Annotated in this window: 24 protein-coding genes; 15 read left to right on the top strand and 9 right to left on the bottom strand. The window is 65.6% G+C overall.

All coding sequences use genetic code 11. The annotated features are described in order from the left end of the window. Window positions 1-62 precede the first annotated feature (62 nt). Both lgt and BRX37_RS01955 read left to right on the top strand, forming a co-directional pair. Window positions 63-929: a prolipoprotein diacylglyceryl transferase gene (gene lgt, locus BRX37_RS01960; protein ID WP_004208558.1), complete on the top strand. Its 867-nt coding sequence runs from the start codon at window positions 63-65 to the stop codon at window positions 927-929. Next, window positions 919-1,995 (top strand): class I SAM-dependent methyltransferase, encoded by a 1,077-nt coding sequence (locus BRX37_RS01955; protein ID WP_125985310.1) that lies wholly within the window; start codon window positions 919-921, stop codon window positions 1,993-1,995. The genes lgt and BRX37_RS01955 overlap by 11 nt, the downstream gene beginning before the upstream one ends. Before the next feature lie 22 nt (window positions 1,996-2,017). Here BRX37_RS01955 and gmk read toward each other — a convergent pair whose 3' ends face one another. Further along, a complete protein-coding gene (gmk, locus tag BRX37_RS01950; RefSeq protein WP_004208560.1) occupies window positions 2,018-2,683 on the bottom strand; it encodes a guanylate kinase in 666 nt (221 codons plus the stop codon). A 75-nt stretch (window positions 2,684-2,758) separates the two neighbouring features. Between gmk and BRX37_RS01945 the strand changes: the two genes are divergently transcribed. Beyond that, window positions 2,759-3,310, top strand: coding sequence for a DUF2585 domain-containing protein (locus tag BRX37_RS01945; protein ID WP_206434095.1), 552 nt, complete (start codon window positions 2,759-2,761; stop codon window positions 3,308-3,310). Here the strand turns inward: BRX37_RS01945 and BRX37_RS01940 are convergent. Further along, a complete protein-coding gene (locus tag BRX37_RS01940) occupies window positions 3,307-3,663 on the bottom strand; it encodes a hypothetical protein (RefSeq protein WP_004208562.1) in 357 nt (118 codons plus the stop codon). The genes BRX37_RS01945 and BRX37_RS01940 overlap by 4 nt on opposite strands. 48 nt (window positions 3,664-3,711) lie before the next feature. Further along, window positions 3,712-5,097, bottom strand: a complete 1,386-nt coding sequence (fumC, locus tag BRX37_RS01935) for a class II fumarate hydratase (protein ID WP_125985308.1) — start codon at window positions 5,095-5,097, stop codon at window positions 3,712-3,714. Window positions 5,098-5,321: 224 nt separating this feature from the next. Between fumC and BRX37_RS01930 the strand changes: the two genes are divergently transcribed. Continuing rightward, a complete protein-coding gene (locus BRX37_RS01930) occupies window positions 5,322-6,011 on the top strand; it encodes a hypothetical protein (protein ID WP_125985307.1) in 690 nt (229 codons plus the stop codon). A gap of 27 nt (window positions 6,012-6,038) precedes the next feature. Here the strand turns inward: BRX37_RS01930 and BRX37_RS01925 are convergent, their stop codons facing one another. Then, on the bottom strand, window positions 6,039-6,515 hold the full coding sequence (locus BRX37_RS01925; protein WP_017500110.1) for an SspB family protein: 477 nt from the start codon (window positions 6,513-6,515) through the stop codon (window positions 6,039-6,041). A 98-nt stretch (window positions 6,516-6,613) separates the two neighbouring features. Between BRX37_RS01925 and hisB the strand changes: the two genes are divergently transcribed. The 8 genes from hisB (at window position 6,614) to BRX37_RS01885 (ending at window position 11,291) form a co-directional block, all read left to right on the top strand. Continuing rightward, on the top strand, window positions 6,614-7,201 hold the full coding sequence (gene hisB / locus BRX37_RS01920) for an imidazoleglycerol-phosphate dehydratase HisB (protein ID WP_004208567.1): 588 nt from the start codon (window positions 6,614-6,616) through the stop codon (window positions 7,199-7,201). A gap of 28 nt (window positions 7,202-7,229) precedes the next feature. Then, window positions 7,230-7,517 carry a YciI family protein gene (locus BRX37_RS01915; protein ID WP_125985306.1) on the top strand — a complete coding sequence of 96 codons (288 nt, stop codon included), beginning with the start codon at window positions 7,230-7,232 and terminating at the stop codon, window positions 7,515-7,517. Beyond that, window positions 7,514-8,128: an imidazole glycerol phosphate synthase subunit HisH gene (gene hisH, locus BRX37_RS01910; protein ID WP_125985305.1), complete on the top strand. Its 615-nt coding sequence runs from the start codon at window positions 7,514-7,516 to the stop codon at window positions 8,126-8,128. Before BRX37_RS01915 ends, hisH begins: the two co-directional genes overlap by 4 nt. Window positions 8,129-8,216: 88 nt before the next feature. Continuing rightward, window positions 8,217-8,954: a 1-(5-phosphoribosyl)-5-[(5-phosphoribosylamino)methylideneamino]imidazole-4-carboxamide isomerase gene (gene hisA, locus BRX37_RS01905; protein WP_037508352.1), complete on the top strand. Its 738-nt coding sequence runs from the start codon at window positions 8,217-8,219 to the stop codon at window positions 8,952-8,954. 120 nt (window positions 8,955-9,074) lie between these two features. Next, on the top strand, window positions 9,075-9,839 hold the full coding sequence (gene hisF / locus BRX37_RS01900) for an imidazole glycerol phosphate synthase subunit HisF (RefSeq protein WP_125985304.1): 765 nt from the start codon (window positions 9,075-9,077) through the stop codon (window positions 9,837-9,839). A 177-nt stretch (window positions 9,840-10,016) separates the two neighbouring features. Beyond that, window positions 10,017-10,265 (top strand): PEP-CTERM sorting domain-containing protein, encoded by a 249-nt coding sequence (locus BRX37_RS01895; RefSeq protein WP_004208572.1) that lies wholly within the window; start codon window positions 10,017-10,019, stop codon window positions 10,263-10,265. A 42-nt stretch (window positions 10,266-10,307) separates the two neighbouring features. Continuing rightward, the gene (locus BRX37_RS01890) at window positions 10,308-10,628 is read left to right on the top strand and encodes a phosphoribosyl-ATP diphosphatase (RefSeq protein ID WP_069338017.1); all 321 of its coding nucleotides are present in this window, start codon (window positions 10,308-10,310) and stop codon (window positions 10,626-10,628) included. An 84-nt stretch (window positions 10,629-10,712) separates the two neighbouring features. Then, window positions 10,713-11,291: a hypothetical protein gene (locus BRX37_RS01885; RefSeq protein ID WP_125985303.1), complete on the top strand. Its 579-nt coding sequence runs from the start codon at window positions 10,713-10,715 to the stop codon at window positions 11,289-11,291. Here BRX37_RS01885 and BRX37_RS01880 read toward each other — a convergent pair. After that, the gene (locus BRX37_RS01880) at window positions 11,271-12,173 is read right to left on the bottom strand and encodes a histone deacetylase family protein (protein ID WP_125985302.1); all 903 of its coding nucleotides are present in this window, start codon (window positions 12,171-12,173) and stop codon (window positions 11,271-11,273) included. The genes BRX37_RS01885 and BRX37_RS01880 overlap by 21 nt on opposite strands. A gap of 57 nt (window positions 12,174-12,230) precedes the next feature. On the opposite strand from BRX37_RS01880, the gene BRX37_RS01875 reads away from it, so the two are divergent. From BRX37_RS01875 to BRX37_RS01865, 3 genes are read left to right on the top strand one after another with little or no spacing between them, the layout of a single operon-like run. Then, the gene (locus BRX37_RS01875) at window positions 12,231-13,691 is read left to right on the top strand and encodes a L,D-transpeptidase family protein (RefSeq protein WP_125985301.1); all 1,461 of its coding nucleotides are present in this window, start codon (window positions 12,231-12,233) and stop codon (window positions 13,689-13,691) included. A gap of 5 nt (window positions 13,692-13,696) precedes the next feature. Continuing rightward, window positions 13,697-14,017 carry a hypothetical protein gene (locus BRX37_RS01870; protein WP_010339642.1) on the top strand — a complete coding sequence of 107 codons (321 nt, stop codon included), beginning with the start codon at window positions 13,697-13,699 and terminating at the stop codon, window positions 14,015-14,017. Window positions 14,018-14,069: 52 nt separating this feature from the next. Further along, entirely contained in the window at window positions 14,070-14,753 is a 684-nt protein-coding gene (locus BRX37_RS01865) for a murein L,D-transpeptidase catalytic domain family protein (protein WP_010339641.1), read from the top strand. Between the two features lie 44 nt (window positions 14,754-14,797). On the opposite strand, the gene BRX37_RS01860 is transcribed toward BRX37_RS01865, so the two are convergent. From BRX37_RS01860 to BRX37_RS01845, 4 genes are all read right to left on the bottom strand, one after another. Next, window positions 14,798-15,523, bottom strand: coding sequence for a tetratricopeptide repeat protein (locus tag BRX37_RS01860; RefSeq protein ID WP_125985300.1), 726 nt, complete (start codon window positions 15,521-15,523; stop codon window positions 14,798-14,800). A 98-nt stretch (window positions 15,524-15,621) separates the two neighbouring features. Next, window positions 15,622-16,317: an ATP12 family chaperone protein gene (locus BRX37_RS01855; RefSeq protein ID WP_125985299.1), complete on the bottom strand. Its 696-nt coding sequence runs from the start codon at window positions 16,315-16,317 to the stop codon at window positions 15,622-15,624. Further along, a complete protein-coding gene (locus BRX37_RS01850) occupies window positions 16,314-16,568 on the bottom strand; it encodes a hypothetical protein (protein WP_125985298.1) in 255 nt (84 codons plus the stop codon). Before BRX37_RS01850 ends, BRX37_RS01855 begins: the two co-directional genes overlap by 4 nt. Beyond that, window positions 16,565-17,224: an HAD-IA family hydrolase gene (locus tag BRX37_RS01845; RefSeq protein WP_017500101.1), complete on the bottom strand. Its 660-nt coding sequence runs from the start codon at window positions 17,222-17,224 to the stop codon at window positions 16,565-16,567. The genes BRX37_RS01850 and BRX37_RS01845 overlap by 4 nt, the downstream gene beginning before the upstream one ends. Window positions 17,225-17,234 lie beyond the last annotated feature (10 nt).

Raw genomic sequence — 17,234 nt, 5'->3', positions numbered from 1 at the left:
CTCTTCATCTTGCCGGCCGCTTGTTCTATGGCCGCAGGCCTGATTGCCGAGGGAATGCCATTTTGATCCTGGACCTTGTCGCCGCCGCTTCGAGCGCCATCCGCTTCGACCAGCTGGGGCTCAGCCCCGTCGCCCTGGACCTGGGCTTCTTCACGCTCAAATGGTATAGCCTGGCCTATCTGGCCGGCATCCTGATCGGCTACTGGTATCTGTTGAAGCTCATTGCCCAGCCCGGTTCGCCGATGGCGCGGCGCCATGCCGACGACATGATCTTCTATGCGACGCTGGGCATCATCATCGGCGGCCGGCTCGCCTATGTCTTCTTCTACCAGCCCGAAATCCTCCAGCATCCGCTGGACATCTTCAAGCTGTGGAATGGCGGCATGTCCTTCCATGGCGGCGCGGCGGGCGTGTCGCTCGGCATCCTCTACATGGCGCGCAAGGAGAAGCTGAGCTGGCTGCGCATCCATGACTATGTCGCCTGCGTCGTGCCCTTCGGCCTGTTCTTCGGCCGCCTCGCCAATTTCGTGAATGGCGAGCTGTGGGGCAAGGAAACAGACGTGCCCTGGGCGATGATCTTCCCGACCGGCGGCCCCTTCGCCCGCCATCCCAGCCAGCTTTACGAAGCCTTTTTCGAAGGCATCATCCTGTTCTGCATCCTCGCCTTCGCCTTCTGGAAGACCAAGGCGCGCTACAAGCCAGGCATGCTCGTCGGCCTGTTCGTCTTCTTCTATGGCGTGTTCCGCTTCGGCGTCGAATATTTCCGCGAGGCCGACGCCCAGCTGATGGAATTTGCCGCCCGCACCGGCCTGCACATGGGCCAGTGGCTGTGCGTGCCGATGATCCTGGGCGGCCTCTACCTGATCGTCACCGCCAAGGGCCGGCGCGTGCGCGTGGAACCGATCGCGGGCAGCGCCAGTGTCAGCTGACGCCCTGCCCGGCGCGATGGGCCTGCCCGAGCGCCTGGCCCGCCAGATCGATGCCGGCGGGCCGATCTCCGTCGCCCATTATATGGGCGAGGCGAACCAGCATTATTATGGCACGCGCGATCCGCTGGGGCTGGAGGGGGACTTCACCACCGCCCCGGAAATCAGCCAGATGTTCGGCGAACTGATCGGCCTGTGCCTGGCCGATGTCTGGCTGCGGTCGGGCCGGCGCGCCGATCCGCTCTATGTCGAGCTGGGACCGGGTCGCGGCACGCTGGCGGGCGATGCGCTGCGCGCGATGGAGGGGGCAGACGTCACCTCGCGCATCCATTTCGTCGAGACCAGCCCGCCCCTGCGCGAGCGGCAGCGCGCCCAGATTCCCCATGTCGTCCATCATGACAGCGTCGAAAGCCTGCCCGACCAGTCGCCGCTGCTGGTGGTCGCGAATGAATTTTTCGATGCCCTGCCCGTGCGGCAGATGATCCGCGTGGGCGACGAATGGCGCGAACGGGTGGTGATCCGTCGCGAGGAAGAGGGCCGCTTCATGGCGGTGCCGGGCTATCGCCGGATCGAATCGGGCCTGCCGCCGATCGCCGCGCAGGCGCCCGAGGGCGCGATCATCGAAGTGGCGCAGGCCGGTGCAACCGCGGGCTATGCCCTTGCCAGCCGGATCGCGCGCCAGGGCGGCGTCGCGATCATCATCGACTATGGCTATGAAGGCCCGGCGCTGGGCGACACGCTGCAGGCGGTGAAGAACCACCAGTTCACCGATCCCTTCACCGATCCGGGCGAGAGCGACCTCACCACCCATGTCGATTTCACGATGCTGGCCAATGTCGCGCGCCAGGCCGGGCTGCGCGTCCATGGCGCGGTGACGCAGGGTCATTTCCTCCAGCATCTGGGCATCGACGTGCGCGCGTCCGTGCTGGCCAAGGGCAGCCCGCAGCGCGCCGCCGAACTGGAGGCGCAGCGCCATCGCCTCACCGACGAAGCGGAGATGGGGACATTGTTCAAGGTGATGGCCTGGGTCCACCCCGACTGGGCCGACCCGGCAGGATTCGAGAAATAGCGGCCCCGTCAGCCGCTAGTTCTCAATCTTCCTGATGATAGCGGCTGAGGCGGCGGATGAAGCCAATGAGGCCGGTCTGGCGGCTGCGCTTCATCCGTTCGGCGTGCAGGATGGTGCGCACGCGCTCGAAACATTCCTCGACGTCGACATTGCACAGCACATAGTCATAGCCGTCCCAATGGGCGATCTCGCCCGCGGCGCGCGCCATGCGGCCCTCGATCACTTCATTGCTGTCGGTCGCGCGGCCACGCAGACGCTTTTCCAGTTCCTCCATCGAGGGCGGCAGGATGAAGATGCGGACCACGTCGCCGCCGGCAATCTGATGCAGCTGCTGCGCGCCCTGCCAGTCGATGTCGAATAGCACATCCTTGCCGCTCTTGAGCATCGCCTCGACCGGCGCGCGCGGCGTGCCATAGCGCTGGCCGAAGACATGCGCCCATTCCAGGAATTCATGGTCGTTCGCCATGCGGCGAAACTCTTCCAGGTCGACGAAATGATAATCCTTGCCATCGACTTCGCCCGGCCGGATCGTCCGCGTCGTCGCCGACACCGACATCGACAGGTCCGGTTCGCAGGCCAGCAATTTGCGTGCAATCGTCGACTTTCCGGCGCCCGAGGGCGAGGACAGGACAAAGAGAACGCCGCGGCGCTTGAAATCGGGGGTGTCGGTGGGAATGTTGTCGGCCATGGCCGCTAGTGGCGTCGTGGACGGCATTTTGCAAGAGGTTGGGGGAGAAGAGGCTTGGCTCGATCGCGTAAAGGAATGAAACAGCGGGGCTTTATCCTCGCCCTGCTGATCGCGCTGGGGGCTGCGGCGATCCTCTACCTGATGGGGCGCCCGCCGATCTGCACCTGCGGCACGATCGCGCTATGGCATGGGCCGATCGACAGCGGCAACAGCCAGCATCTGTCCGACTGGTACAGTCTCAGCCACATCATCCACGGCTTCCTCTTCTATGGCGCGACCCATTTGCTGATGCGCCGCAGGCCGCTCGGCATCCGCCTGTCGGTGGCGGTGGCGATCGAGGCGGCGTGGGAGATCCTTGAAAATTCACCGATCATCATCGACCGTTACTGCACGGCGACGATCGCGCTCGGCTATTCGGGCGATTCCATCCTCAATTCGATGAGCGACATCGGCATGATGGCCCTGGGATTCCTGTTCGCTTCGCGCGCGCCCGTCTGGCTGACAATCATCATCGCGATCGGCTTTGAACTGCTCGCACTGGCGGTGATCCGCGACAATCTGACGCTCAATGTCCTGATGCTCGCCTGGCCGATCGACGCGATCAAGGCCTGGCAGGGCGCGCTTTAGCCGGCCTTCTTGCGGGCGGCGCGCGCCTCGTCGATCAGGATCGGCTTGGCGCTGGCGTCGGTCAGCAGCTTGGTCGCCATCTTGCGGTCTGCCTCGCGCTTCGCCTCATAGAGCTTGCCCGCGAGATATGCGCCGGTGAGGACCATGGCGCCGACCGGGTAGCGCATGATGAGGCGCTTGGCGCCGGCCCCGGCGATCAGGCCGATCACGCCCTTCTTGCCGGTATCCGCCGCGACCCGTGCGGCCACCACCGTCGCGCCGAGCCGCGCCGCCTTGCGAAACAGGCTCGACTTGCGAACGCGCGTCGCGGTGGACGGAAGCTTTGCGGCGGTCGGGGCGGGCGTTTTCTTCATAGAGGATTAATGTATCGCACCCGTCCCGGTTCCGCCAGTTGATCTGGATCAGACCATATTTTCCGGCCGCACCAGCCGGTCGAAGGTCGGCTCATCGACCAGCCCCAGTTCGAGGCCGGCCTGCTTGAGTGTCAGCCCCTTCTTGTGCGCATGCTTGGCGATGGTCGCGGCATTGTCATAGCCGATCTCGGGCGCCAGCGCGGTCACCAGCATCAGCGAGCGTTCGACCAGTTCGGCGATCCGGCCCTCATTGGCCTGCATCCCTTCGACGCAGCGTTCGGCGAAGCTTTCCATGCCGACGCTGAGCAGATGGATCGAGCGCAGCACATTGGCGCCGATCAGCGGCATGAAGACATTGAGCTCGAAATGACCCTGCATGCCGCCGACGGTCACCGCCTGATGATTGCCGATCACCTGCGCCGCCACCATGGTCAGCGATTCGCACTGGGTCGGGTTGACCTTGCCCGGCATGATCGAGCTGCCCGGCTCATTGGCGGGCAGGTCCAGCTCGCCCAGGCCCGAACGCGGGCCGGAGCCCAGGAAGCGGATGTCGTTGGCGATCTTGGTCAGCGCCACCGCCAGCGTGTTGAGCGCGCCGGAGAAGAAGACGAGGCCATCCTTGGCGGCCAGCTGCTCGAACTTGTTGGGTGCGCTTTCGAACGGGGTGCCGGCAATGTCGCTGATCGCCGCCGTCATGTCGTCCGCCCAGCCATCGGGTGCGTTGAGACCGGTGCCGACCGCCGTGCCGCCGATCGCCAGCTTGCGGATATTGCCGTTCAACGCCCCCTCGATCCGCGCCTTGCTGCTGACCAGTTGCGCGGCATAGCCGGAAAATTCCTGGCCCAGCGTCAGCGGTGTCGCATCCTGCGTATGGGTGCGGCCGATCTTGACGATATGGCCCCAGCCTTCCGCCTTGGCGGTCAGTGCGCCGGTCAGCTTTTCGAGCGCCGGGATCAGCATGTCGCGGGTCGCCAGCACGGTCGCGACATGCAGCGCGGTCGGGAAGCTGTCGTTCGACGACTGGCTCATGTTCACATGGTCGTTGGGATGGACCGGGCTCTTGCCGCCGCGCGTGCCGGCCTGCTGCTCATTGGCATAGCCGGCGATCACCTCATTGACGTTCATGTTGGTCTGGGTGCCGCTGCCGGTCTGCCAGATGACGAGCGGAAACTGGTCGTCGAGCGCGCCGGAGACGATCTGCTGCGCGGCATTCTCGATGCCCGCGACGATCGTGGCGTCGAGGCCATGTTTCGCATTCACCCGCGCCGCCGCCTGCTTCACGATCGCCTGCGCATGGACGATGCCGATCGGCATCCGCTCGGTCGCGCCGAAGGGGAAATTCTCGATGCTGCGCTGGGTCTGGGCGCCCCAATAGGCGTCGGCCGGCACCTCGATGGCGCCAATGCTGTCGGTTTCGGTGCGGGTAGCGGACATTCAGAACTCCCAGTTAAGAATCAATCGCAAAACTGGTCCCGATGTAGGGCCGGGGCGGGAAATTCCAAGGCGAAACTTGCGAATATCGCATATCCCCGCAGCCAATCCCCATGACAGGCCGCAGCCGTCATGCAGCCGCAGGATCTGCGCCTTTACCGGGGTTTACCGCAATTGATCGGCGCACGCGGCCCGATATCCTGCCCAGCGTCCAGGAGGAAAGCCGCATGTCCGATCGTCCCGTCCTTGCCATCCTCCTCTGCCTTGCCGCCACGAGCGCTCCGGTCCACGCAGCAGAAGAAGAAAAATCATCCGACGATCCCACCAAGATCGCGACCAAGGTCGGCATCACCCGCGCCTCCGACGAATTTTCGCTGTCCGGATCGGTCGCGGTCGGCCCCAAGTTGAAATTCAATGCCCGCGTGTCGGAATCGGGCCTCTGGTCGGTCGGCGCATCCTATCTGCTCCCGGTCGCGATCCTGACCTTCTCAGCCGGCAAGAGTCATTTCGATTCGGGGGTGGAACAGACACGCTATTCGCTCGGCGGCTTCGTGCCCCTGTCGCAAATCGGGCTGAAGACCGGCAAATTGCAGATATTCGTGCCCTTCGGCTATACCTATACCAATGGGCATGGCCCGGTCAGCGATATCGACCAGAGCGATGGCCTGCCGATCGCGCTCAGCAGCAACAGCGGCTATGCCGGGCTGTTTCTGCTGCGGCCGCTGGGGCCAAAGCTGACCGCGATGGCGGGCGGCAATGTGACCAAAGGCACCCATGATTTTTCGGGCGTGGCGCTGGGTGGTGGCCTGTCCTACCATCTTACGCGTCGCGACACGGTCGGCGCCAATATCAGCTGTGTCGACAATAGTTTCGGGACGAGCCAGAAGCTGCGCTTCTCCTATCGCCACGAATTTTGAGCCTGCGGCCGATCCCGGCCGCCGGGCTCACTTCTTCTTGCCGAAATCCACCGTGACGACGTTGGAGCCATCCTCGGTCGTGACCAGCGGCGCGTCATTTTCGGCCATGTCATGGGGCTCGGGCTCTTCGTCGGCCTGAACCTGGAACTGCAGCGCGAAATTAACGGCGGGATCGACGAAGGCGGTGATCGCGCTGAAGGGAATGACCAGATGCGCCGCGACCTGGTTGAAGGTCAGGCTGACCTCGAAATGGCGGTCGCTGACCTTGAGATCCCAGAACTTGTTCTGGAGGACGATGGTCATCTCGTCCGGGAAACGTTCCGACAGATGCTTGGGGATATCCACCCCGGCGGCATGGGTCTTGAACGTGATGTAGAAATGATGCGCGCCCGGCAGGCCGCCGGTCTGCTGCACTTCGCCCAGCACGCGGCCGACGACCGCGCGCAGGGCCTCCTGCACGATTTCGTCATAGGGAATCAGGCTGTCGGGCAGGTCTTCACTCATGGGGCATATGTCCTAACGACGCGAAAGCGGCGGTCAACCCCCGCCCGAGAGGTACATCATCAGATTGCATGGCGCGCGCGACGCGCTATAGGGCGCGCATGCGCACGGCCGAGATTCACCGCAACACTGCGGAAACGCAGATCGACGTGACCGTCAACCTCGACGGCACCGGTCTTTACACCGTCTCCACCGGGATCGGTTTCCTCGACCATATGATCGAGCAGCTGTCGCGTCACTCGCTGATCGACATGACCGTCAAGACCGTCGGCGACCTGCATGTCGACCAGCATCACACCACCGAGGATACGGCGATCGCGATCGGCGAGGCGCTGGCCAAGGCGCTGGGCGACAAGCGCGGCATCAGCCGTTACGGCAGCGTCTATTCGCCGATGGACGAAACGCTGAGCCGCGTCGCGCTCGACATTTCCGGACGCCCCTGGCTGGTGTGCAAGCTGCCCTTCACCGTCACCAAGATCGGCGAATGGGACACGGAGATGGTGGAGCATTTCTTCCACAGCCTGGCCCAGGCCGCCGGCATCACGCTGCACATCGAGCTGCTCTATGGCAGCAACAATCATCATATCGTCGAAAGCGCGTTCAAGGGCCTGGCCCGCGCGCTGCGCCAGGCGGTGGAGATCGACCCGCGCAAGGCCGACGCCATCCCCTCGACCAAGGGCATGCTCTAAGCATCACTTCCATAGAAAGGCCGACCCCATGTTCATCATTTCGCTGACCTATACGGCGCCGATCGATGTGCTGGACGGCCATCTGGCCGATCATCGGGCCTGGCTGGACCAGGGCATTGCCGATGGCTGGCTGCTGCTCGCGGGCCGACGCGAACCGCGCACCGGCGGCATTTTGCTGGCGCGCGGCGAACGCGACGAGATCGCGGCGAAGGCCGCGACCGATCCCTTCGTCCTCAACGGCGCGGCATCGTTCGACCTCATCGAGTTCCTCCCCGCGCGCGCCGCCAGCGTCAATCTGGACACGCTGCTGCCATGACCATTGCCCTGATCGACTATGGCGCGGGCAATCTCCACTCGGTCCACAATGCCCTGCGCAAGGCGGGTGCCGATGATGTGACCATCACCGCCGATGCCGATGTCGTGGCCAGGGCCGACCGCATCGTGCTGCCCGGCGTCGGCGCCTTCCGCGCCTGCCGCGATGCCTTGGTCGCGATCCCCGGCATGGTCGACGCGATGAACGAGGCGGTGAACAGCCGCGGCATCCCCTTTCTTGGCGTCTGCGTCGGCATGCAGTTGCTCGCCGACGCCGGCGAGGAGTTCGGCCGGCATGAGGGGCTGGGCTGGATTCCCGGCACGGTGCGCCTAATCGAACCGACCGATGCGACGATCAAGGTGCCGCATATGGGCTGGAACGATGTGGTGCTGAACGGCCAGCCGCCCCTGATCGAGGCCGGCGAGGCCTATTTCCTGCACAGCTATCATTATGAAGCCGCCGACCCGGCCCATGTCGCCGCCGTCACCGACCATGGCGGGCCGCTGGTCGCCGCCGTCGCGCGCGACACCATCATCGGCTGCCAGTTCCACCCGGAAAAGAGTCAGCGCTACGGCCTCTCCTTCCTCGCGCGCTTTCTGGACTGGAAGCCGTGATACCACCCCTTCCCCCGTTCGGTTCGAGCCAGTCGAGAACCGTTGCGCGTGGGTTCTCGACAAGCTCGAACCGAACGGAAATCGGATAATGTCCCTGATCGTCTTCCCCGCCATCGACCTCAAAGGCGGCCAGGTCGTCCGCCTGGCCGAGGGCGACATGGACCGTGCCACCGTCTATGGCGACGATCCCGCCGCGCAGGCGCTGATCTTTGCCGCGGCCGGCGCCCAGCATGTCCATGTCGTCGATCTGGATGGCAGCTTTGCCGGCCATGCGGTCAATGCCGAAGCGGTCGAACGCATCGTCGAGGCCTTTCCCGGCCATGTTCAGCTCGGCGGCGGCATCCGCAACCGGGAGTCGGTCGAACGCTGGTTTGACCTGGGCGTATCGCGCATCGTGATCGGCACCGCCGCGCTGAAAGACCCCGCTTTCGTCAAGGCGGCGGCGCGCGACTTCCCCGGCGGCATCGTCGTCGCGGTCGATGCGCGCGACGGCTTCGTCGCCACCGACGGCTGGGCGGAAAAGAGCGACATGCCGGTGATCGACCTCGCCCGCCGGTTTGAGGATGCCGGCGTCGCCAGCCTGCTCTTCACCGATGTCGGCCGCGACGGCCTGCTCAAGGGCGTGAATATCGACGCCACCGTCGATCTCGCCCGCGCCACCGACATGCCGGTGATCGCCAGCGGCGGCGTGGCAGGGATCGCGGATATCCGCGTCCTCAGCCTCCATGCCGATGACGGGATCGAAGGCGTCATCACCGGCCGCGCCATCTATGACGGCCGCCTCGACCTCAAGACCGCGCTCGCGGTCGCGCAGGCGGCGGCGTGAACATATTACCGTTCGGGCTGAGCGAAGTCGAAGCCCGGGCCTGAGCGGAGCGAAGGCCCTCACTATGTTCGGGCGAGCCCTTCGACTTCGCTCAGGGCGAACGGAAAAAGGAAAATTGTCATGACCGTCCGCACCCGCGTCATTCCCTGCCTCGACGTTGCCAATGGCCGCGTGGTGAAGGGCGTCAATTTCGTCGACCTCAAGGATGCCGGCAATCCGGTGGAGCAGGCCAAGCTCTACGACGCGGCCGGCGCCGACGAACTCTGCTTCCTCGACATCACCGCCACCCATGAGGCGCGCGGCACCATATTGGACGTGGTGCGCCGCACCGCCGAAGTCTGCTTCATGCCCGTCACCGTCGGCGGCGGCGTTCGCAGTGCAGAGGACGCCCGCGCCCTGCTGCTGGCGGGCGCGGACAAGGTCGCGGTCAACAGCGCCGCCGTCGCCCGGCCCGAACTGGTGGCCGACATCGCCGATCGCTTCGGCGCGCAGTGCATCGTCGGCTCGGTCGATGCGCGCAAGGTGGGCGAAGGCAAGTGGGAAATCTTCACCCATGGCGGCCGCAAGCCGACCGGCATCGACGCGCTGGAGCATGCGCTGCGTCTGGCTGAACTCGGTGCAGGCGAATTGCTCGTCACCTCGATGGACGGCGACGGCACCAAACAGGGCTATGACCTGGCGCTGACCCGCATGATCGCCGATGCCGTGTCGATCCCGGTGATCGCCAGCGGCGGCGTCGGCACCCTCGACCATCTGGTCGCGGGCGTGGTCGAAGGCCATGCCAGCGCGGTTCTGGCGGCCTCGATATTTCACTTCGGTCAACATAATATTGCTGAAGCGCATCAGGCGCTGGCCCACGCCGGCATCCCCGTTCGGGGCCATTAAAGCGCGGAAAAGCGCCAGAATGTCGGGTTAATTGACATTAACCATATAGGGCTTTTGGCGGCTATCGGTCGCCAACCGCAGAAAAACGTCACTTGGCAAAATTGGCACGGTTACTGCGTAGACAGGGCGCAGGGTCGTTTCGAAGCGATTTGTCCATTTTGAAACAGGGTGACTTTTATGCAGATCAGCAAACTTCTTCTCGTAGCGGGTTCGGCCAGCCTGATGGGCCTCGCCATCCCCGCCCCCGCCAACGCCACCTTCTGCTGGTTCAAGTGCGGCGGCTCCAGCGGCGGCGGCACCTCGTCGGGTGGCAGCAGCGGTGGCACGCCGACCCCGGTGCCTGAGCCCGAACAGATGGCGCTGTTCGGCATGGGCGCCGCCGTTCTGGCCGGCCGCGTCTTCTTCGCGCGCCGCAAGCAGAAGTAAAATTCATTTGACGGGTCGCGCGCGGGACGCTTGATGCAGCCCATGCGCGCGACCCTTCAAACCCTCGAACAGACCATCGCCGAGCGACGGAAGGCCGATCCATCGGCATCCTATGTGGCGAAGCTGACGGCCCGCGGCCGGGGCAAGATCGCCCAGAAGGTCGGCGAGGAAGCGGTCGAGGCGGTGATCGCCGCCATGGCCGACAATCGGGCCGAACTGGTCGGCGAAAGCGCGGACCTGCTCTTCCACCTGCTGGTGCTGCTGGCCGATTGCGGCATTCCCTTCGACGATGTGCTGAACGAACTGGACCGGCGCGAAGGCCTGTCGGGCCTGGTCGAAAAGGCCGCCCGTCCAAAGGATTGATCCCGTCCACGGAAAGACATTGCCTTCCCGGCGTTTGTAGATCAGCCTCCATTGTCGGAGCGCGTTGGAACGGGGAGTGAGGCTATGATGCTGCGGACCATCCTGGGCGGACTGCTTGGCGGTTTCGCCATGTTCATCATCGGCTTCCTTTTCTGGGGCACGCCCCTGAGCGCGCTGGCGCTCAGCCGCGCCGATCCGCAGGCGAGCGCCAATCTGCAGGCCGCGATGGCGCAGGCGCTGGCCCGCAGCGGCACCGGCGTCTATGTCATCCCCGATCCCGCCACGGCGCAGGGCACCATCCTCTATGGCAAGGGGCCGGTGGCGATGCTCTTCTACAATAATAGCGGCTTCCCGGTGATGGACGGCTCCAGCCTGATCGGCGGGCTGCTGCTGGCGCTGGCGACCGGTGTGCTGATTGCGCTCGCGCTGCGCTTCGTCACCGGCGACTTCAACAGCCGGGCGCGTGTGTCGATCCTGTTCGCGCTCGCCACCGTGCTGTGGCTGCACATCGGCCAGGCCGTGTTCAATCATGCGCCCTGGGGCTACAGCCTCTATCTGGCGCTGAGCGATCTGGTCGCGCTGAGCGTGGCCGGGCTGATCGCCGCGAAGCTGATGGAAGGGCGCGCCGCGAAGCCCAGCGCGTCAGACAGCACGCTCCACTGACGCCATCCGCAACATGCAGGCGGCATGGCGGCGCGCGACCGCCATCCGGTCCGGGCCATAGCCGCCGCCCATGCAACTGGCGACCGAGATGGCGCGGGCCAGCGCCTGACGCATCACCAGCCCGTCGCGCGCGGCCAGCCCCTCGTCGCTGAGCGCCAGCCGGCCCAGCCGATCATCCGCATGACCGTCCACCCCGGCCTGATAGAGGATCAGGTCCGGCGTAAAATCATCCAGCACCCGCGGCAGCAACTCGCCCAGCGCCGCCAGATAGTCCGCATCGCCGGTATCGTCGGCCAGGCCCAGATCCAGGCTCGAGCGCGCCTTGCGCACCGGGAAATTCTTCTCCGCATGGATCGACAGGGTGAAGACATCGCCCCGCCCCGCCATCAGCGACGCCGTGCCATCGCCCTGATGCACGTCGAGGTCGAGAATCAGGATGCGGTTCGCATCCCCCTCCGCGATCAGCCGGTTGGCCGCGATCGCCAGATCGTTGAACACGCAATAGCCCGCGCCGCTGTCGGCCAGCGCATGATGGCTGCCCCCGGCGGCATTGGCGGCATAGCCATGGACCAGCGCCAGCTTCGCCGCCAGCCAGGTGCCGCCGGGCGACAGCAGCGCGCGGCGCATCACCCGCTCGGTTACCGGAAAGCCGATCCGCCGTTCCTTTTCGGGCGGCACGGCGAGCGCCAGCACCTCTTCGACATAGGCGGGCTCATGCACCGCCGCGATCCAGGACGCGGGCATCGGATCGGGCGCATGAACGGTCATCGGCGCGCCACTGTCGGCCAGCACGTCCATCACCAGGCCATATTTGTCGAAGCGCGCCTGCTGGCCGTCTGTGGCCGGGGAGACATAGGCGGGATGGTGAACGACGTGCAGCATGATCTTTTCCCGCTATCGCGATTTGATAGATGGCCGCTTTGCGCTATCTGGTCCAGCATGAACCGTCCCGATTTGATCCGTTTCCTCGCCCTGCCCCTGCTGGCCGCCACCGCCATCCCGGCCGTAGCCCAGCCGCCGGCCGTGACACCGACCCAGAGCGCGCCGCCGGCCGGCCAGGTCGTGCTGCCCCCGCCGATGGCGGTGATGCCCCCGCCCGTGCCGTTGCCCGCCCTGTCGCAGGCGCAGGATGACTGGGCGAATGAATGGCTCAAGAGCGGCATGGCCGAAGGGCTGATGGCGCGCAGCAAGCCGACCGCGCCGATGCACGGGCAGCAATTGCTGAACGCATTGCTGGATCGCGGCCGCGCGCTCAGCACCGGTCGGGTCGATACCGCCGACTTCCTGGAGGTCTGGGCGCTGCGCCCCGCCGCCTTCGATCCGCGCCCCTCGCTCGCCAAGGCGATTGCCGAGGATCGGCTGCCGCAATGGGCCGCCAGCCTGACCCCGCCCTATTCGGGCTATGACGGGCTGCGCAAGGGCCTCGCCACCTATGAGAAGATCCGTGACACCGGCGGCTGGCCCAGCCTGTCGGCCGGCGCCTCGGCCGATGTCGTGCGCGCCCGCCTGGCGCTGGAGGACAAGAGCGTCACCGGCACCGAGCCGCTGACCGCCGCGCTGCAACGCGCGCAGCGCCGCTATGGCCTCAACCCCACCGGCCTGCTCGACGCGCGCACCCTGACCGCGCTCAACGTGTCGGTGGATGATCGCATCGCCGCGATCATGGCCAATATGGAACGCTGGCGCTGGATGCCGCGCGAATTGCCGGTCAATCGCGTCCAGGTAAACATTGCCGCCGCCGTGCTGACCGTGTTCCAGGGCGACGAACCCGTCACATCGATGCGCGCCGTCACCGGCAGCCCGACTAACCAGACACCGATGCTGTCGTCGAACATCCATTCCATCGTGGTCAATCCGCCCTGGAACGTGCCGATGTCGATCGCCAGGAAGGAATTGTTCCCCAAGGGCCGCGCGACCTTGGCCAAGCAGGGCTACAAGATCGTGAAAACGCCTGAGGGCGGCGAGCGCATCGTCCAGCCCGCCGGTCCCAACAGCGCGCTCGGCCGGCTGAAGTTCGATTTCAACAATCCCTTTGCCGTCTATCTGCACGACACGCCTTCGCGCGGGAAATTCTCCAGCTATGACCGGCTCGCCAGCCATGGCTGCATCCGCCTGGAAAAGCCGGTATCGCTGGCCGAACTGATGGTTGCGAGCGATCCCAGCCTGTCGGGCCAGATCCAGAGCCTGATCGACACCAACAAGACCCAGCGCGTATCGCTGCCCTCGCAGGTCGCGGTCTATCTGCTCTACTGGACCGCCTTTGCCAGCAGCAACGGCACCATGAACTTCCGCGCCGATCCCTATGACTGGGACAAGCTGCTGGCCCAGAAGATCGAGGCCTCCAGCCGCCGCGTCGACCCCACTGCGGTCAATTCGACCGCCCCCGCAGCCAAGGACTGATCCCCATGCGCCATTTTGCCCGCCCCCTGACCTTCGCCGCCCTGTCGGGCGCGCTGCTGCTTGCCGCCTGCGGCCAGAAGGAAGAGGAAGCCCCGGCGACCAATAATCTGGTCGAACCGCCGGTCGAGAATGTCATCGTGAACGAGCCGGAAGCACTGCCGCCCGAGCCGGAAAATGTCGTCACCCCGACTCCGGCACCGCCGCCGTCCGTGTCGGAACAGCAACAGATTCTGGATGATGCCGAAGCCAGCGGCATGACCTCGCGTCTGCGCGAAAACGGCGAGGGGAGCCAGGGAGCGGACGAAGCGGGCAATAGCAGCCTGTGACGAAGGGCGCCCCCGTCTTGGAGCGGGGGCGTTGATTTGTTATAGACGGCACATGGATCGCCGCAAATTCACGAAGTTCGCTTTAAGCGGACTCGCCTTCTCGTTTTTGACCGATAGTGTTGGCAAGGCCGCACTGCCGGTAGCGCCTGAACCCGCGAACCGTCCTCCGGTTCCCGCGACTCCATCGGCCGCACCGATTTTTTCGCGCAAGCCCTATGCGCTGCTGCTGGAAGAGGCCAAGGCCGCGCTCGACCAGCATGCGCGCGACTTCACCCTGCGCGACCGCATCGCGATCGCCGACTTCAACGCGCCGTCGAAGGAATTTCGCTTCCATATCGTCGACCTGATCGGTGGCCAGGCCAACAGCTATCTGGTGTCGCACGGTCGCGGGTCCGATCCGGGCCATTCGGGCTGGCTGCAGAGTTTTTCCAACGAGCCCAATTCGCTCGCCAGTTCGTCGGGCGCCTACAAGACGCTGACCGTCTATGATGGCCAGCATGGCCGGTCGATGCGGCTGGCGGGGCTCGATCCGCAGAACAACAATGCCGAAATGCGCGCCATCGTCATCCATGGCGCCGACTATGTCAGCGAGGACCATGTCGCCGCGTGGGGCAAGTGCGGCCGCAGCGAGGGCTGTTTCGCGCTCGCCCGCCACATGGTGCCGCAGGTATTGGGCATGCTCGGGCCGGGCCGCATGGTCTATGCCAACAAGATTACCGGCATGGTCGAAGCCTGACCGGCAAAGGCCCCGCCCGGACACCGGGCGAGGCCTCTTCATGCTCAGCCGGCCTTGACGCCGCTCAGCGCCTGGGCGGCAGGCTTGTTCGACGCATCGACCGAACCGTCGGCCAGCATCGCCTTGCTCATCGTCGCCGCTTCGGTCTTGAGCGCGGCATCGTCGGTCGCCTGGCTGGCGCCGATCAGCGCCGACAGCAGGATATTCTTCGTCACCGGATCGGCCGCATTGGCCGCCGCCGACTTGCGGGCCAGGCCCAGCGCTTCCTGATAGAGCGGCGCGGAGCCGGCCTTGTCCTGCGCGCCCAGCTTCTGGTTGCCCAGCTGGATCAGGATACCGGCCAGGATGTTGCGGCTGGTGGCATCGGCGGGCTTGGCCTCCACCACCTTGCGCCAGTGCGGCAGGGATTCGCCATAAAGCGCGATCACCTTGTCCATCTTGCCGAGCGCGCCCTGGGCAGCGGCATCGGCATAAAGCGCGTTGGCGAGGAAATTGACATTGTCGATCTTGGCGGGATCGACCTCCACCGCGGTGCGGATGGCGGGCATTGCCGCCTCATATTTGGTCGCGGCGGTGGCATTGTCGCCCGCCTGCAGCGCGGTCTGGCCGGCGGTGAAATCGGTCACCGCCTGGTTAAAGGCGTTGATCTGTTCGGGGGTCATCTGGCCGGCGGCGGGGGCAGCGGTGGCTGCCGGGGCATCCTGTGCCAGGGCCGGTGCGGCGAGGGTGGAAAGGGCAAGAAAGGCAGGAACCAAAAGGCGGGACTGCAAGGTCAGGGTCTCCCTGGTCGTTGATCCAATGTGGCGGATGCAGTCAGGGCATCCGCCAACACAAGAATGAACGAACGAGCGGTCCCGTTCCCAGCCCCCTAGGCTCGTGCCATCCCGCAAAAGGCTCGACCCACGGCAAACTCGCCCGCACGGCGCGCCGAACGGGCCAGCGCTTCGGCATCCTCGCCCCATTGTTCGGCCTGCCAGCGCTCGTCGATCTCGGCCGCTTCCCATACGGAATCTGCGTCGAACGCCTCTTCCAGCACCGCCAGGCCGCAGACCAGCGAGCCGCTCAAGGTCACCAGCCGCGACAAGCCGGCCAGGGTGAAGGGATCCAGTCCGTCCACCGCCGCCGCCAGCCGTTCCAGCGTCGCGTCGGGCTGGGCGACATGGATGATGCCCTGGGTGGTGACGAAGGCAACGTCGTAGCGGGCGCGCGCCCAGTCGAGCAGCGGATCCCAGGCCGCCGCCTGACGCGCGACGAACGCCTCCGGCCCCTCGGCCCGATAGCAGAGCATGTCGGTGCCGCCATATTCGGCAATGTCGGCCGCGAACTTGGCGCGGTTGCCGGCGATATGATCGATCGCCGCATTGGCAAGGCCGGTAAAGGCCATCGTCGCCGGATCGACCGTCTCGCCCTGATCGCGCCATTCCTGCGCCACCGCCTCTGCCAGCACCGCATTGGGCAGCGCCAGTTCAGCGCGGGCGGGCGTGCGCACCGGGCGGCCATCCAGCCGGATCGCGAAACCGGCATCGACCGGCTCGACCGTCACATCCTTGTAGAAACGCTTCACGGGCGGCTCCGCTTGAACAGGGCCAGCATCAGGCGCGGCACGATGATGAACTGGAACAGGCCGGCGGCGACCATGATCAGGCCGAACGCCTTGGCCTTGTCGCCCTGTACCCAGGAAAAGCGCTGCATGATCGCCAGGAAACCGAACATGACGAGGAAGGCACCCGACAGGCGGAACAGGCCAAGCGCGAAATGGCGCTGGCGCGCAATCTTCTCCGGGTCGACCGGCGGGATGGGGGGCATGTCGTTCATGGCGCGTCGATATGGCGGCGCAATTCGTCGCTGTCCATCGCCACCGCATGGGCGCCGGCCTGCACCAGTTCGGCCGGCGCATGATAGCCCCAGCCGACGCCGATCGCGCGGGTGCCAGCGGCCAGCCCCATGTCGATGTCGAAATGGGTATCGCCGATCATCACCGTGGTTTCGGGCACCGCGCCCGCCTCCGCCATCGCCTGCAGCAGCATCGAAGGGTGCGGCTTGGACGGGTGGCGATCGGCGGTCTGCAGAGTCACGAAATGATGGGCCAGATCATGATGGGCAAGACACAGGTTGAGGCCGCGATCGGACTTGCCGGTGGCGACACCCAGCAGCCAGCCATCGCCGTCCAGTGCCCGCACCAGGTCGGCCATGCCGGGATAGAGCGGTTCGGACACGGCATTGGCGCTGCGCAGGGCGTGGAAGGCCGCCTTGTAGCGATCGGTCAGCAACTGGTGATAGTCCGGCTCTGCATCGGGCAGCAGCCGGGCCATCGCATGGGGCAGCGACAGGCCGACGATCGACAGGATCGCCAGCCGGTCGGGCGGTGCCAGTTTCTCGCCCTCGAAGGCATGGGCCATCGCGGTGCAGATGCTGTGCTGGCTATCGACCAGCGTGCCGTCGCAATCGAAGACGGCAAGGCGGTTGCTCATGCCCCCGCCC

This window comes from Sphingomonas sp. S-NIH.Pt3_0716 (assembly GCF_003950715.1).
Lineage (GTDB): Bacteria > Pseudomonadota > Alphaproteobacteria > Sphingomonadales > Sphingomonadaceae > Sphingobium > Sphingobium yanoikuyae_A.
This window is presented reverse-complemented; position numbering and strand designations above follow the sequence as displayed.

Excerpts from the sequence above, each read along its gene's own strand:
- gmk (WP_004208560.1), bottom strand. The coding sequence starts at position 2,683 with ATGGCCGACAACATTCCCACCGACACCCCCGATTTCAAGCGCCGCGGC.
- BRX37_RS01945 (WP_206434095.1), top strand. The coding sequence starts at position 2,759 with ATGAAACAGCGGGGCTTTATCCTCGCCCTGCTGATCGCGCTGGGGGCT.
- BRX37_RS01940 (WP_004208562.1), bottom strand. The coding sequence starts at position 3,663 with ATGAAGAAAACGCCCGCCCCGACCGCCGCAAAGCTTCCGTCCACCGCG.
- fumC (WP_125985308.1), bottom strand. The coding sequence starts at position 5,097 with ATGTCCGCTACCCGCACCGAAACCGACAGCATTGGCGCCATCGAGGTG.
- BRX37_RS01930 (WP_125985307.1), top strand. The coding sequence starts at position 5,322 with ATGTCCGATCGTCCCGTCCTTGCCATCCTCCTCTGCCTTGCCGCCACG.
- BRX37_RS01925 (WP_017500110.1), bottom strand. The coding sequence starts at position 6,515 with ATGAGTGAAGACCTGCCCGACAGCCTGATTCCCTATGACGAAATCGTG.
- hisB (WP_004208567.1), top strand. The coding sequence starts at position 6,614 with ATGCGCACGGCCGAGATTCACCGCAACACTGCGGAAACGCAGATCGAC.
- BRX37_RS01915 (WP_125985306.1), top strand. The coding sequence starts at position 7,230 with ATGTTCATCATTTCGCTGACCTATACGGCGCCGATCGATGTGCTGGAC.
- hisH (WP_125985305.1), top strand. The coding sequence starts at position 7,514 with ATGACCATTGCCCTGATCGACTATGGCGCGGGCAATCTCCACTCGGTC.
- hisA (WP_037508352.1), top strand. The coding sequence starts at position 8,217 with ATGTCCCTGATCGTCTTCCCCGCCATCGACCTCAAAGGCGGCCAGGTC.
- hisF (WP_125985304.1), top strand. The coding sequence starts at position 9,075 with ATGACCGTCCGCACCCGCGTCATTCCCTGCCTCGACGTTGCCAATGGC.
- BRX37_RS01895 (WP_004208572.1), top strand. The coding sequence starts at position 10,017 with ATGCAGATCAGCAAACTTCTTCTCGTAGCGGGTTCGGCCAGCCTGATG.
- BRX37_RS01890 (WP_069338017.1), top strand. The coding sequence starts at position 10,308 with ATGCGCGCGACCCTTCAAACCCTCGAACAGACCATCGCCGAGCGACGG.
- BRX37_RS01885 (WP_125985303.1), top strand. The coding sequence starts at position 10,713 with ATGATGCTGCGGACCATCCTGGGCGGACTGCTTGGCGGTTTCGCCATG.
- BRX37_RS01880 (WP_125985302.1), bottom strand. The coding sequence starts at position 12,173 with ATGCTGCACGTCGTTCACCATCCCGCCTATGTCTCCCCGGCCACAGAC.
- BRX37_RS01875 (WP_125985301.1), top strand. The coding sequence starts at position 12,231 with ATGAACCGTCCCGATTTGATCCGTTTCCTCGCCCTGCCCCTGCTGGCC.
- BRX37_RS01870 (WP_010339642.1), top strand. The coding sequence starts at position 13,697 with ATGCGCCATTTTGCCCGCCCCCTGACCTTCGCCGCCCTGTCGGGCGCG.
- BRX37_RS01865 (WP_010339641.1), top strand. The coding sequence starts at position 14,070 with ATGGATCGCCGCAAATTCACGAAGTTCGCTTTAAGCGGACTCGCCTTC.
- BRX37_RS01850 (WP_125985298.1), bottom strand. The coding sequence starts at position 16,568 with ATGAACGACATGCCCCCCATCCCGCCGGTCGACCCGGAGAAGATTGCG.
- BRX37_RS01845 (WP_017500101.1), bottom strand. The coding sequence starts at position 17,224 with ATGAGCAACCGCCTTGCCGTCTTCGATTGCGACGGCACGCTGGTCGAT.